Source organism: Kribbella sp. NPDC005582 (genome assembly GCF_040605415.1).
Classification (GTDB): domain Bacteria; phylum Actinomycetota; class Actinomycetes; order Propionibacteriales; family Kribbellaceae; genus Kribbella.
This window is the reverse complement of record NZ_JBEXCU010000008.1, coordinates 131,315-144,874: the sequence shown is the minus strand read 5'-3', so window position 1 is coordinate 144,874 and position 13,560 is coordinate 131,315. Positions and strand designations below refer to the sequence as shown.

Annotated in this window: 13 protein-coding genes; 7 read left to right on the top strand and 6 right to left on the bottom strand. The window is 67.0% G+C overall.

Features of this window, described 5'->3' with window-relative positions:
* Positions 1-81 precede the first annotated feature (81 nt).
* The 5 genes from ABZS29_RS34655 to ABZS29_RS34635 all read left to right on the top strand — a co-directional run bounded on the left by ABZS29_RS34655 (position 82) and on the right by ABZS29_RS34635 (position 5,970).
* The gene (locus ABZS29_RS34655) at positions 82-1,074 is read left to right on the top strand and encodes a LacI family DNA-binding transcriptional regulator (protein ID WP_355468596.1); all 993 of its coding nucleotides are present in this window, start codon (positions 82-84) and stop codon (positions 1,072-1,074) included.
* A gap of 155 nt (positions 1,075-1,229) precedes the next feature.
* A complete protein-coding gene (locus tag ABZS29_RS34650; RefSeq protein WP_355468594.1) occupies positions 1,230-2,603 on the top strand; it encodes an extracellular solute-binding protein in 1,374 nt (457 codons plus the stop codon).
* 164 nt (positions 2,604-2,767) lie between these two features.
* Positions 2,768-3,550, top strand: a complete 783-nt coding sequence (locus tag ABZS29_RS34645) for a sugar ABC transporter permease (RefSeq protein ID WP_355468592.1) — start codon at positions 2,768-2,770, stop codon at positions 3,548-3,550.
* Positions 3,547-4,419, top strand: coding sequence for a carbohydrate ABC transporter permease (locus ABZS29_RS34640; protein ID WP_355468590.1), 873 nt, complete (start codon positions 3,547-3,549; stop codon positions 4,417-4,419). The genes ABZS29_RS34645 and ABZS29_RS34640 overlap by 4 nt, the downstream gene beginning before the upstream one ends.
* Positions 4,420-4,428: 9 nt before the next feature.
* Positions 4,429-5,970: a glycoside hydrolase family 13 protein gene (locus ABZS29_RS34635; RefSeq protein ID WP_355468588.1), complete on the top strand. Its 1,542-nt coding sequence runs from the start codon at positions 4,429-4,431 to the stop codon at positions 5,968-5,970.
* Between the two features lie 106 nt (positions 5,971-6,076).
* Here the strand turns inward: ABZS29_RS34635 and ABZS29_RS34630 are convergent, their stop codons facing one another.
* From ABZS29_RS34630 to ABZS29_RS34610, 5 genes are all read right to left on the bottom strand, one after another.
* Complete coding sequence (locus ABZS29_RS34630) at positions 6,077-8,287, bottom strand: heavy metal translocating P-type ATPase (RefSeq protein ID WP_355468586.1); 2,211 nt, start codon at positions 8,285-8,287, stop codon at positions 6,077-6,079.
* Positions 8,284-9,261 carry a hypothetical protein gene (locus tag ABZS29_RS34625; RefSeq protein ID WP_355468584.1) on the bottom strand — a complete coding sequence of 326 codons (978 nt, stop codon included), beginning with the start codon at positions 9,259-9,261 and terminating at the stop codon, positions 8,284-8,286. Before ABZS29_RS34625 ends, ABZS29_RS34630 begins: the two co-directional genes overlap by 4 nt.
* On the bottom strand, positions 9,258-9,476 hold the full coding sequence (locus ABZS29_RS34620) for a heavy-metal-associated domain-containing protein (RefSeq protein WP_355468582.1): 219 nt from the start codon (positions 9,474-9,476) through the stop codon (positions 9,258-9,260). Before ABZS29_RS34620 ends, ABZS29_RS34625 begins: the two co-directional genes overlap by 4 nt.
* A 19-nt stretch (positions 9,477-9,495) precedes the next feature.
* Entirely contained in the window at positions 9,496-9,795 is a 300-nt protein-coding gene (locus ABZS29_RS34615; RefSeq protein WP_344159755.1) for a metal-sensitive transcriptional regulator, read from the bottom strand.
* Positions 9,796-9,896: 101 nt separating this feature from the next.
* Positions 9,897-10,367, bottom strand: coding sequence for a nuclear transport factor 2 family protein (locus ABZS29_RS34610; protein ID WP_355468580.1), 471 nt, complete (start codon positions 10,365-10,367; stop codon positions 9,897-9,899).
* Positions 10,368-10,503: 136 nt separating this feature from the next.
* On the opposite strand from ABZS29_RS34610, the gene ABZS29_RS34605 reads away from it, so the two are divergent.
* The gene (locus ABZS29_RS34605; protein WP_355468578.1) at positions 10,504-11,427 is read left to right on the top strand and encodes an ATP-binding cassette domain-containing protein; all 924 of its coding nucleotides are present in this window, start codon (positions 10,504-10,506) and stop codon (positions 11,425-11,427) included.
* On the top strand, positions 11,424-12,404 hold the full coding sequence (locus ABZS29_RS34600; RefSeq protein WP_355468576.1) for an ABC transporter permease subunit: 981 nt from the start codon (positions 11,424-11,426) through the stop codon (positions 12,402-12,404). Before ABZS29_RS34605 ends, ABZS29_RS34600 begins: the two co-directional genes overlap by 4 nt.
* Before the next feature lie 58 nt (positions 12,405-12,462).
* Here the strand turns inward: ABZS29_RS34600 and ugpC are convergent, their stop codons facing one another.
* Complete coding sequence (gene ugpC, locus ABZS29_RS34595) at positions 12,463-13,542, bottom strand: sn-glycerol-3-phosphate ABC transporter ATP-binding protein UgpC (protein ID WP_355468574.1); 1,080 nt, start codon at positions 13,540-13,542, stop codon at positions 12,463-12,465.
* Between the last annotated feature and the right edge of the window lie 18 nt (positions 13,543-13,560).

Sequence of the window (13,560 nt, the reverse complement as noted above, 5' to 3'; positions counted from 1 at the left end):
CAGTCTCTCAGGAACATTGACCCTTCAGCGACTACGCAAGTCGTTGCAAGAAGTTGCGTGATCAGGCGTAGAGTTTGCGTCATGACACGACGACTTGCAGAGGTGGCCAAGAAGGTCGGCGTCAGCGAGGCCACCGTGAGCCGGGTGCTGAACGGCAAGCCCGGCGTCTCCGAAGCGACCCGGGAAGCGGTGCTCACGGCGCTCGACGTCCTGGGTTATGAGCGGCCGACGCAGCTGCGCGGCGACCGCGCCCGGCTGGTCGGGCTGGTGTTGCCGGAGTTGCAGAACCCGATCTTCCCGGCGTTCGCCGAGGTGGTCGGGGGAGCGTTGGCGCAGCAAGGTTTCACGTCCTTGCTCTGCACCCGGACGGTCGGCGGAGTGTCCGAGGCGGACTACGTCGACCTGCTCCTGCAGCAGCAGGTTTCGGGGGTGGTTTTCGCCGGCGGGTTCTACTCGCAGGCCGATGCGCCGCACGCCCACTACGAGCTGATCCAGGAGCGCAAGCTTCCGACCGTCCTGGTCAACGCGGCCGTCGATCACCTCGGCTTCCCGCAGGTGTCGACCGACGACACGGTCGCCGCCGAGATGGCGATCGGACACCTGCGTACGCTGGGACATCAGCGCATCGGCATGGTTCTGGGCCCGCGCGACCACATCCCGTCGCGCCGCAAACTGGCTGCTTTCCTCGCCTCGGAGGAGGCGGATCCGAAGCTGGTCGAGCACACGATGTTCTCGCTCGAGGGCGGTCACGCGGCCGGCAGTCGGCTGGTCGCCGCGGGCGTCACCGGCATCGTCTGCGCCAGCGACATCCTCGCGCTGGGCGTCATCCGCGCCGTACGGCGGGCCGGGCTCGACGTACCGGGTGATGTCTCGGTGATCGGGTACGACGACTCAGCGATGATGAACTGCACCGACCCGCCACTGACCACCGTCCGGCAGCCGATCGACGCGATGGGCCGGGCTGCGGTCGAGATGCTGCTGGCGCTGATCGAGCGAGCCGCCGTCGCGGCCGACGAACTGCTCTTCGAGCCGGAGCTCGTCGTCCGGGCGTCGACTGCTCGAGTGCGCAGCTGACTCACCCTTCGTAATGCCCCGTTCACCCTTGGTGGACGGGGCATTCGTCTGTCCGGGCGCGGGTAAGTCACGTTTTTGCAATCTTCTCTTGAAGTATTGCGCTCATGTGTCGACAACCCTACGGTGTGGCGCAGAGTCGAGGGAGAGGGTTCACCATGAAGACAAGGCGCCGCGGGCTCAGCCTGCTGCTGGTAGCGGGACTCGGGCTGGGGGCCGTGTCCTGCGGCTCGGGGGACGACAAGCCCGGAGCTCAGGGCTCCGGCGGAGCGGACGGACCGGTCAAGATCACGGTCGGCTGCCAGCCCCCGAAGAGCAATCCGAAGGAACGGGAGGGCTGGGACGCCGACGTCGCCGCGTTCCAGAAACTGCACCCGAACATCACCATCGAGAGCAAGGACGCGTTCCCCTGCATCAACCCCGACACCTTCCAGGCGAAGCTGGCCGGCGGCACCCAGGAGGACGTGTTCTACGTCTACTACACCGACGTCCAGAAGATCATCAAGGCCAAGCAGGCGGCCGACATCAGCCAGTACCTCGGCGACGTCAAGGCGGTCAAGGATCTGCGGCCGGACGTCCAGGGTGTCTTCAAGGACGGCGACAAGACCTACGGCCTGCCCCGCAACAACTACAACATGGGCCTGGTCTACAACCGCAAGCTGTTCACCCAGGCCGGGCTCAACCCGGACAGCCCGCCGAAGACGTGGGCCGAGGTGCAGGCCGCGGCCAAGAAGATCGCCGGTCTCGGCGCCGGGTACGTCGGCTTCGGTGAGTACTCCGCGGGCAACACCGGCGGCTGGCACTTCGCGGCCTCGCTCTACGCCCGCGGCGGCTCGATGGTCGGTGACGACGGCAAGACCGCCGCGTTCAACAGCCCCGAGGGCAAGGCGGTGCTGGAGAACCTGAAGGCGATGCGCTGGAACGACAACTCCATGGGCAGCAAGCAGTTGCTGCAGTGGGAAGACCTGATGCGGATGATGGGTTCCGGCAAGCTCGGCATGATGATCGGCGCGCCGGACGTCGTGCAGTCGGTGAACAACGACTTCCAGGGCAAGTTCGAGGACTACGGCGTGACCGCCGTACCGGAGTCCGAGGGCAAGTCGTCGCTGAGCGGTGGCGACGGCTACATGTTCAACCCGAAGGCGACCCCGGAGAAGATCAAGGCCGGGCTGGCCTGGCTGGAGTTCCACGAACTCACGCCGGGGCAGGGTCAGTTCAACTACGCCCGGGCCAAGGAGCAGGGCCGCCCGGTCGGCCTGCCGATCCCGGACCTGTACGGCGATTCCGCGCCGGGGAAGGAGATCGTTGCCCTGCGCAAGCAGTACGCCACGGTCCCGGTCGACCACTTCACGCCGTACGTCGACGCCCAGGCGAGCATCACCAACAAGCTCGAACCGCCGAAGGCGCAGGAGCTGTACGCCGTCCTCGACGTCGCGATGTCCGCCGTACTGACTCGTCAGGACGCCGATATCGACAAGCTGCTCAGTGACGCCGAGTCCAAGGCCAACAAGATCCTGGCAAAGAACACGTAATGACTGTCACCCAAGAGCGGGTACGCCGTCCTCAGCCTCTGAGGGCGGCGGGCCCGCGCCCAGACGACCGAGGTGCGCTGCGGCGAGCGGTCGGGCGGAACCTCACGGCGTACGGATTCCTTTGTGGCGCGTTGATCTGTTTCGCCTTGTTCTCCTGGTATCCGATGGTGCGCGAGGTGGTGCTCAGCTTCCAGGAGAACAACTTCGTCGCCCCGGGGAAGTGGGTCGGCTTCGACAACTTCCGCAACGTGATCTCGGATCCGGCATTTCGGCAGGCGTGGCTGAACACCGCGGTGTTCAGCGGGCTCGCGCTGGTGGTCGGGTATGCGGTCCCGTTCGTGCTGGCCGTCGTACTGAACGAGCTGAAGCACGCGAAGGCGTACCTGCGGTTCGTGGTCTACCTGCCGGTGATGCTGCCGCCGGCCGTCGCCGTACTCCTGTTCAAGTGGTTCTACGATCCGGGCGCAGGCCTGTTCAATCAGGCGCTGGGCGCCGTTGGCATCCCGCCGCTGAGCTGGCTGGACTCGACCAGTACGGCGCTGATCAGCCTCGTACTCGTATCGACCTGGATGAACCTCGGGACCGGCACGCTGATCTACCTGGCGGCGCTGCAGAGCATCCCGGGCGATCTCTACGAGTCCGCGGAGCTCGACGGCGCCGGCCTGTTCCGGCGGGTCTGGCACGTGACGATCCCGCAGACCAAGCTGATCCTGCTGGTGATGCTGCTCCTGCAGGTCGTCGCGACCATGCAGGTCTTCATCGAGCCGTACCTGCTCACCGGCGGCGGTCCGGAGAACGCGACCGTCACGGTCGCCTACCTGATGTACCAGTACGCGTTCAACTTCGGTGACTTCGGCGGCGGCAGCGCCCTCGGCCTGATGTTGATGATCGTGCTGATGGTCTTCTCCGCGATCTACCTGCGACTCTCCCGGGAGGCGGAGCGATGACGAGAACCCTGGTGTCCCCGCTGTCCCTGCAGTCCTCGCGCGGCAAGGCGATCTACTGGACGATCCTCGTGATCACCGTGGTCGGCTTCACCGGCGCCTTCGTCTTCCCGCTGTACTGGATGATCACCGGCGCCCTCAAATCACCCGACGAGCTGGCGCAGATCCCGCCGAGCTTCTTCCCCAAGAGTTTCGACTTCGGTGTCTATGCCGAGGCCTGGAACCAGTTGCAGCTCGGCGTCTTCCTCAAGAACACCGCCCTGTACGCCGGTGGTGCGTGGCTGTTCACGCTCGCCGTCGACGTGACCGCGGCGTACGCGTTGTCGAAGCTCCGGCCGATGTTCGGCAAGGTCGTGCTCGGGCTGATGCTGGCCACGCTGATGATCCCGCCGATGGTGCTGCTGCTGCCGACGTACCTGGTGGCCAAGGATCTGCCGATCCTGCACCTCGATCTGCTCAACACCCCGTGGGCCATTTGGTTGCCGGCGGCAGCGAACGGGTTCTTCGTCTTCCTGCTCAAGCGGTTCTTCGACTCGATCCCGAAGGAGCTGCTGGAGGCGGCCGAGATCGACGGCGCCTCGCCGATGCGGATCCTCTGGTCGATCGTGCTGCCGGTCTCCCGGCCGATCCTCGGCGTGGTCTCGATCCTGTCCGTGGTCACGGTCTGGAAGGACTTCGTCTGGCCGCTGCTGGTGCTGCCCGAGACCGACAAGATGTCGATCAGCGTCGGCATCGCGTCGCTGTCCGCGCAGATGCCGCAGAACGTCCTGATCGCCTCACTGGTGATCGCCAGCCTGCCCACAATCCTTGTTTTCTTCGTGTTCCAGCGCAGCATCATGGCCGGCCTCACCGCCGGTTCCCTCAAAGGTTAAGGAGCTTCGATGGCCGACGAATGGTGGCGTGGCGCAGCGATCTACCAGGTCTACCTGCGCAGTTTTGCCGACGGCAACGGTGACGGCATCGGCGATCTCGCCGGTCTGCGCGCGAAGCTCCCGTACCTGGCCGAGCTCGGCGTCGACGCGATCTGGCTGAACCCGTGGTACCCGTCCCCGATGGCCGACGGCGGGTACGACGTCGCCGACTACCGCGCGATCGAGCCGGCGTTCGGCACGCTGGCCGAGGCCGAGGCGTACATCGCCGAGGCGCATGCGCTGAACATCCGCACCATCATCGACATCGTCCCGAACCACGGCTCCGACCAGCAGGACTGGTTCGCCCAGGCCCTGCAGGCCGGGCCGGGTTCGCCGGAGCGCTCGCGGTTCATCTTTCGACCGGGGCGTGGCGATCAGCCGCCGAACGACTGGCAGTCGATCTTCGCCGGCCCGGCCTGGACGCAGGTACCGGACGGGGAGTGGTACCTGCACCTGTTCGCACCCGAGCAGCCCGACTTCAACTGGCGCAACCCCGAGGTGGTCGAGGAGTTCCACGACATCCTGCGGTTCTGGCTGGACCGTGGCGTCGACGGCATCCGGATCGACAGCGCCGCCGTACTGTTCAAGGATCTGGACAGCGTCGAGGAGTCCTACACCGACCACGACGAGGTGCACGACGTCTACCGCGAATGGCGCCGGATCACCGACTCGTACGACGGCCGCTTCCTGGTCGGCGAGATGTGGATGCCGGACCAGGAACGCTTCGCCCTGTACCTGCGCCCCGACGAGATGCACACCGCCTTCAACTTCGACTTCCTGTCCCGCCCCTGGGAAGCCGACGAGTTGCGGGCCTCCATCGACCTGACGCTCGCCACCCACGTCCCGATCGGCGCACCCCCCACCTGGGTCCTGTCCAACCACGACGTCACCCGCCCGGTCACCAAGTACGGCCGCCCCGACACGTCGTTCTCGCACCAGGACCGCAAGCACGGCATGCACACCGACCTGGTCCTCGGCGAACGCCGAGCCCGCGCCGCCGCCCTGCTCGCGATGGCCCTCCCCGGCGCCGTCTACGTCTACCAAGGCGAAGAACTAGGCCTCCCCGAGGTCGAAGACCTCCCCGACGACCTCCTGCAAGACCCCATCTTCGCCCGCTCCCAAGGCACAGACCGAGGCCGCGACGGCTGCCGCGTCCCCCTGCCCTGGTCCGGCCAGGAGCCTCCCTTCGGCTTCGGAGCCGGTACGCCGTGGCTCCCGCAGCCCGCCGACTGGAAAAACCTCACCGTCGAATCCCAGCAAGCCGACCAGAACTCCATGCTCGCCCTCTACCGCAACGCCCTGACCCTCCGCCGCCACCACCTGGGCGACGGAACCCTCACCTGGCGCGACTCCCAGCCCGGCGTACTGGTCTTCGCGCGAGAGTCCCTAACCAACATCACCAACCTGTCCGAAGCCGCAGTAGACCTCCCGCCCCATCAGGAGCTCCTCCTCACCAGCAGCCCCCTGGAAAACGGCCAACTCCCACCCGACACCACCGCCTGGCTCCGCTAACCAACCGGCCCGCGCATACGAGGGGATATCCGTTCGTGTCGCCCCTTCTCCCCCTCGTATGAGAGGGGAGAAGGGTGCATTGGAACGGATATCCGTTCGCGTTGCTTCAGGCGAGGGGGCGGAAGCGGCGGAGGCGGAGGCTGTTGGTTACTACGAAGACGGAGCTGAGGGCCATGGCGGCGCCGGCGAGCATGGGGTTGAGGAGGCCGGCGGCGGCCAGGGGGAGGGCGGCTACGTTGTAGGCGAAGGCCCAGAAGAGGTTGCCGCGGATGGTGCGGAGGGTGCTGCGGGACAGGCGGATGGCGTCCGCGGCTGCGCGTAGGTCGCCGCGTACCAGGGTCAGGTCGCTGGCTTCGATGGCCACGTCCGTGCCGGTGCCCATGCTCAGGCCCAGGTCGGCCTGGGCGAGGGCGGCGGCGTCGTTCACGCCGTCGCCGACCATGGCGACGACTCGGCCTTCGCTCTGGAGTTGCTTGATGGCGTCGACCTTGCCGGCCGGCAGGACCTCCGCGATGACCGCGTCGATGCCTACCTCGGCCGCGACTTTGTGGGCGACTGCTTCGTTGTCGCCGGTCAGGAGGACCGGGCGGAGGCCGAGAGCCTTGAGGTCCTTGATGGCCTGCACCGAGGTCGGCTTGACGGTGTCGGCGATGACGAGGACGGCGCGGGCTTGGCCGTCCCAGCCGACGGCGACCGCTGTACTGCCTTCGGCTTCGGCGTGCTCCTTGGCGTGAGCGAGGTCGGCCGGGAGGTGCTGGCTCCAGTCTTCGAGGAGCTGCGTGCGGCCGACGAGGACGGCGTGGCCGTCGACAATGCCCTGGACGCCGAGGCCCTCGACGTTGCCGAAGTCCTCGACCTCCGGCAGCTTGCCGGCAGCCAATGCCGCACGAGCGACGGCTTGCGCGATCGGGTGCTCGCTGGAGTGCTCCAGCGCCCCGGCCAGGCGCAGTACCTCGGCGCGGTCCTGCCCAGGGGCTAGCAGTACGTCGACCAGCTCCATCCGCCCCGTCGTCACAGTCCCCGTCTTGTCCAGTACGACGGTGTCGACGCGACGCGTGGATTCGAGCACCTCAGGCCCCTTGATCAGGATCCCCAGCTGCGCGCCCCGCCCAGTACCGACCAGCAAGGCAGTCGGCGTCGCGAGCCCAAGCGCACAAGGGCAAGCAATGATCAGTACCGCGACCGCCGCGGTGAAGGCGACCTCAACCGGCGAGCCGTTCCCCAGCCAGAAGCCAAGCGTCGCCAGCGCCAGCCCGATCACGATCGGGACGAACACCCCCGACACCTGATCGGCAAGCCGTTGTACGGCGGCCTTCCCGTTCTGAGCGTCCTCGACCAGCCGAGCCATCTGCGCGAGCTGAGTATCCCCGCCGACCCGCGTCGCGCGAACCACGAGCCGACCGCCCGCGTTCACCGTCGCACCGACGACGGCATCACCGGCACCGACCTCAACCGGCACCGACTCACCAGTCAGCATCGACGCGTCGACCGCGCTGCTGCCGGTGACAACCACGCCATCAGTCGCGATCTTCTCGCCCGGCCGAACGACGAACTCGTCGCCAACGGCGAGCTGCTCGGCCGGAATCCGCGTCTCCACACCATTCCGCAGTACGGCGACGTCCTTCGCGCCGAGCTCCAGCAAAGCGCGCAGGGCTGCGCCCGACCGGCGCTTGGCGCGGGCTTCGAAGTACCGGCCGGCCAGAATGAAGGTGGTCACGCCGGCCGCGACCTCGAGGTAGATCTCCTCGGCGCCGCCGCCCCGGGACGGGATCAGCGTGAACGGCATCTTCATCCCCGGCTCACCGGCCGAGCCGAGGAACAGTGCGTACAGCGACCAGCCGAACGCACTGAGCACGCCCACAAAGATCAGCGTGTCCATCGTCGCCGCGCCGTGCCGCAGGTTGGTCCAGGCGGCCTTGTGGAACGGCCACGCCGCCCACGTCACGACCGGGAAGGCCAGTGTCAGCGACGCCCACTGCCAGTAGTCGAACTGCAGCGCCGGAATCATGCCGAAGGCAATCACCGGTACGGCGAGCACGATGCTCGCGACGAGCCGTTCCCGGAGCGGACGAAGCTCGTCGACCTCGTTGCTAGCAGCAACGACTGGAGCGGGAAGCGCTGCCGTGTAACCGGTCTTCTCCACGGTCGCGACCAGATCGTCGGTGGTGACACCGTCGTCGTACGTGACCTTGGCCTTCTCGGTGGCGTAGTTGACGGTCGCGGTGACGCCGTCCATCCGGTTCAGCTTCTTCTCGACCCGCATCGCGCAGGAGGCGCAGGTCATGCCACCGATGACAAGTTCTACGGAGTGACTCATTTGTGCTGCGTCTCCTCTCCGTGTCCGTGCGGTTCGCCTTCATTGGGCATTACTGTCGGCGGCACGATCGGCCGGCCGTCGGAACCCACCTGCACGGTGAACTCGGCCGTGTGGACCGCGCCCGCGTGCTGGAAGTCCAGGAACAGCCGGTACGCCCCGGCCGTCGGGAAGGTCGTGCCGAACGTGATCTCCGGCCCGCCCTTCATCCCCACCTCAGCGTGCTGGGCCGGATGGTTGTGTAGATACGCCAGGTCGCCTTCGCGCAGCGACACCAGGTGCCCGAAGGCCCCGAGATACGGCTGTAGATCGGTGACCGGCTTCCCGCCGCTGCTGACCTTGAACGTCAGCTCGGATTCCTTGCCCGCGACCGGAGTCCCTGCCAGCGTCACGTCGTACGTATGCACGCTGTAGCTGCTGGCCGGCTCGTTCAGCGGAACCGGGATGTAGAGCCCGGACACGTTCACGTCGGTGCCCAACGTCAGCGTCCGGTCGAACCCCGCCGGCTGGAAGTCGGCGTACAGGCGCCAGGTGCCGCCGGCGGTGAAGGTGAACGGGATCGACCACACACCCTGCGCGTCCCGGGTCGGGTGCACGTGGTGGAAGCCGGACAGATCCCGCCGTACGACGATCAGGTGCAGATCCTTCTCGTGGGTCGGGGTGTAGCCGGTGACCGGCTTGCCGTCCGGGCCCTTGATCGTGAACCGCAGCACCGTCTTGCTGTTCGCGGTGAAGAACGTCGACTCCGGCGCGAACGTGTATCCGGCATCGGACACCGCGAGCCCGGGCAGCTGCCCACCCGACTCGCCGTGCCCGGCTCCGTGCGTCTCGCCGCCCATGTCCGCCATGCCGGCGGGGGGAGCGGGCTCGGCCGCCGCGATCGGGTCCACAGCGGAGCCGATCGCGTACGCCGCCCCGAAGGCGAGCGCGAGCGCACCGGCGAACACGCCGAGCCGGAGCGCGACGGCCCGGCTCACGACGCGGCCAGTTCGTAACCCGCCTCGTCGACAGCCTCACGGACGGCGGCCTCGTCGAGCGCGGTGGAGCTGGTCACGTGGACGGCGGAGGTGCCGCCCGCGTTCAGGTCGATCTTCACCTCGGTGACGCCGTCCAGCTTGGTCAGCTCCTCGGTGACGGCGGAGGTGCAGTGCCCGCAGGTCATGCCGTTGACGGAGTAGGTCGTGGTGGTCATATCGGTCTCCTTGAAAGAATTAGCTACGAACGAGACGGGCGATCGCGTCGGAGGCCTCGCGGACCTTCTCCTCCGCCTCCGCGCCGCCCTTCTGCGCGGCCTCGACCACGCAGTGCGACAGGTGCTCGTCGAGCAGCTCGAGCGAGAACGACTGCAGCGCCTTCGTGGCCGCCGACACCTGGGTCAGGATGTCGATGCAGTACTTGTCCTCCTCGACCATCCGCTGCAGACCGCGGATCTGGCCCTCGATCCGCCGCAGCCGCTTGAGGTGGCTGGACTTCTCCGAGGTGTACCCGTGGACGTGTTCTTCGCTGCTCATGACTGCCCCTCTCTACCCCCATGGGGTATGTCGACAGGCAAAAAGTACCCCCTCTGGGTATCTGACGCAAGTCCCGCGCGATACCTAGAGGGGGTATTAGGTCACAGGCCCAGTTCGGTCAGCCCCGGGTGGTCCTCCGGCCGCGGTCCCGGCGCGTCCCAATGGAACAGCCGCTCGGACTCCGAGATCAGCTGGTCGTTGATACTCGCCCGGCGAACGCGCATCAGCCCGTTCTCGTCGAACTCCCAGTTCTCGTTGCCGTGCGACCGGTACCACTGGCCCTCGGCATCCCGGCACTCGTAGACGAACCGAACTGCGATCCGGTCGTCGGTGAACGCCCAAAGCTCCTTGATCAGCCGGTAGTCCAGCTCGCGCGCCCATTTCTGGGTCAGGAAGGCGACGACCTCCTCGCGACCGTTCACGAACGTGTCCCGGTTCCGCCAGTACGTGTCCGGCGTGTAGGCGAGCGACACCGTCTCTGGATCCTGCTTGTTCCAGGCGTTCTCCGCAGCGCGAACCTTCTGTACGGCGGTCTCCGCGGTGAACGGAGGCAGTGGGGGACGAGTGGTCACGGCGGGCGCTCCTTCAGTTGTCGACTGTATCCAGGCAATAGTGCAGCACATCGATCAACCAAACACCGGTCGGTGGAGTCTTCCTCTGCAAGGATGTGCGTCCCCTGACTCCAGGGGACGACGTGAGAGGGGTGGCATGCCTGACCTGGCGATCAGTACGCGCGGGCTGCGCAAGACGTACCGGACCCGGCGCGGCCGGACCGTGGTCGCGGTCCAAGGGCTCGACCTGGATGTCCCGGTCGGAGGTGTGCACGGATTTCTCGGTCCCAACGGTTCCGGGAAGACCACCTCGATCCGGATGCTGCTCGGTCTGATCCGGGCCGACGCCGGCACCATGACGGTCTTCGACCGGCCGGTCCCGGCCCGGCTTCCGGAGGTGGTCGGACGGGTCGGTGCGATCGTCGAGTCGCCAAAATTCTTCCCGGCCTTCACCGGCCGTAAGAACCTGGAGCTGCTGGCGGCGGCCATCGGAGCTCCGAAGCAGCGGGTCGCCGAGGTGCTCGAGCAGACCTCATTGGCCGAGCGCGGCAAGGACCGCTTCAAGGGCTACTCGCTCGGCATGAAGCAGCGGCTCGCGATCGCCGCGACGCTGCTCAAGGACCCGGACCTCCTGATCTTCGACGAGCCGACGAACGGCCTCGACCCGGCCGGTATCCGCGAGATCCGCGAGACCATGCGTGGTCTCGGCGACCAGGGCAAAACCGTCCTGGTGAGCAGCCACATCCTGGCCGAGGTCGAGCAGGTCGCCGACACCGTCTCGATCATCGGTCACGGCCGCCTGCTCGCGTCCGGCACCGTTGCCGAGGTGATCGGCGGCGGTACGACGACCACCGTCAAGGTCGGCGTGGACGACCGCGAAGCGGCGACCCGGGTGCTGACCGCGGCGGGGCTCGCCGTACGGGCCGATGGCAACTATCTCTTGGTGGACGGGATCGAGCACCCCGCCGAGCTGACGAAGCGGCTGGCCGACCAGCAGCTGTACGTGAACGAGCTGGTCCCGATCCGGGCCGACCTGGAGTCGGTGTTCCTGGAGCTGACCGCAGGGGAGGGGCTGGCGTGATCCGCCTGACCGGAGTGGAACTGCGGCGGCTGACGGCGCGCCGGATCACGATGATCGGCGTGGCCGGCGTCGTACTGATCACGGCGTTCCTGCTGTTCGTGACGTGGCGTGAGGCCCGGCCGTTGTCTGAGGTCCAGCAGCAGCAGGCTCGGGCGCAGTTCGAGATGGCCCACAAGGACTGGGTCGAGCACCACGTGCAGAACGAGGCCGAGTGCCGCAAGAGCTACGACGAGATCCAGGGTTCCAAGCCGCCCATCGACGAGATGTGCTCCTTCCCCGAGCCGAAGGCCTCCGAGTGGGGCAAGCCGCAGGCGGTCTTCGCGGAGCTGCTTCCGACGTTGCTGCAAGGAGCGTCGTACTTCCTGCTGTTTGCCGCGTTCCTGATCGGGGCGAGCTTCGTCGCGGCCGAGTTCAGCTCGGGTGCCATCGGCAACTGGCTGACCTTCGAACCGCGACGAATGCGGGTGTACGGCAGCAAGATCGTCGCCGCGGGTCTCTGGTTCGTGCCCGTCGGGTTGCTGGTCGCCGGCGTTGTGACTCTGGGGACCTACCTGATCACCGCGCAGCTCGGCTCGACGGCAGGGACCGACTGGAGTCACGTCGTCGGACTCGTGGCCCGGGTCGTCACCACGACCGCGATGGGTGCGGTCCTGGGTGCGGTCGTCGGACTGGTACTGCGTCACACCGCGGCCGCGATCGGTCTCGTGATGGGCTACCTCGTCCTCGTCGAAGCCGTCTTCGGAAACTTCCTCCAGTCGGCCCAGCCCTGGCTGCTCGGCCGGAACTTCGACGCCTTCGTCCTGCACGACACGAAGTACTTCCTGAACAAATGCACAACCGATGCCTCGGGCAACTACACGTGCGACACCATCGAGAAGATCCTCACCTTCGAGCACGGCGCCTGGTACCTCGGCGTCCTGACGCTGGTCGCCGTCCTCGTGGCCGGCGCCGTCTTCCAGCGCCGCGACGTCAACTAGCAGGACAAAAAAGAAACCCCGGAGCCGAAGCTCCGGGGTTTCTTGTCAGCTGGCCCGATCAGGCGATGAGGCGCTCTTCGGTGGAGGCCGAGAACAGGTGGAGCTTGTCGGTCTGGGCTTCGAGGTGGATCAGCGAGCCCTTCTCGACGTTCATCCGGGCGCCGATCTTGGCGACGATCTGCTGGTGGTTGCCGTCGTGCTCGGCGGTGCCGTAGAGGAACGCGTCAGCGCCGAGCTCCTCGATGACGGCGACCTTCACGGGGAGGCCGTTGTCGGAGACCTTGAAGGCCTCCGGGCGGACGCCGATCGTGACGGTCTTGTCGGAGCCGGCCTTGGCGAGGATGTCGCGGGAGACCGGGATGGTGTAGTCGCCGAGCTTGGCGCCACCCTCGACGAGGTCGGCGGTGAGCAGGTTCATGGCCGGGGAGCCGATGAAGCCGGCGACGAACTTGTTCTTCGGGTTGTCGTACAGGTTCAGCGGGGTGTCGACCTGCTGGAGCAGGCCGTCCTTCAGTACGGCGACGCGGTCGCCCATCGTCATGGCCTCGACCTGGTCGTGGGTGACGTAGACCGTCGTGACGCCCAGGCGCTGCTGCAGCTCGGCGATCTGGGTACGGGTCTGGACCCGCAGCTTGGCGTCGAGGTTCGACAGCGGCTCGTCCATCAGGAAGACCTGCGGGTTACGCACGATGGCGCGGCCCATGGCGACGCGCTGACGCTGACCACCGGAGAGCGCCTTCGGCTTGCGGTCGAGGTACTCCTCCAGGCCCAGCAGCTTGGCGGCCTCCTGGACGCGCTTGGCGCGGTCCTCCTTGGAGACGCCCTGCATCTTCAGCGCGAAGCCCATGTTGTCCGCGACCGACATGTGCGGGTAGAGGGCGTAGTTCTGGAACACCATCGCGATGTCGCGCTCTTTCGGCGGACGGTGCGTGACGTCGCGGTCGCCGATGTAGATCGAGCCCTCGTTGACCTCTTCGAGGCCGGCCAGCATCCGCAGGGAGGTGGACTTGCCACATCCGGACGGGCCGACGAGAACCATGAACTCGCCGTCCTCGATCTCGAGGTTGAGCTTGTCGACGGCGGGGGTGTCACCACCGGGGTAGATCCGGGTGGCGGCCTTGAAAGACACAGTAGCCATGACTGGGTACATCCCTTC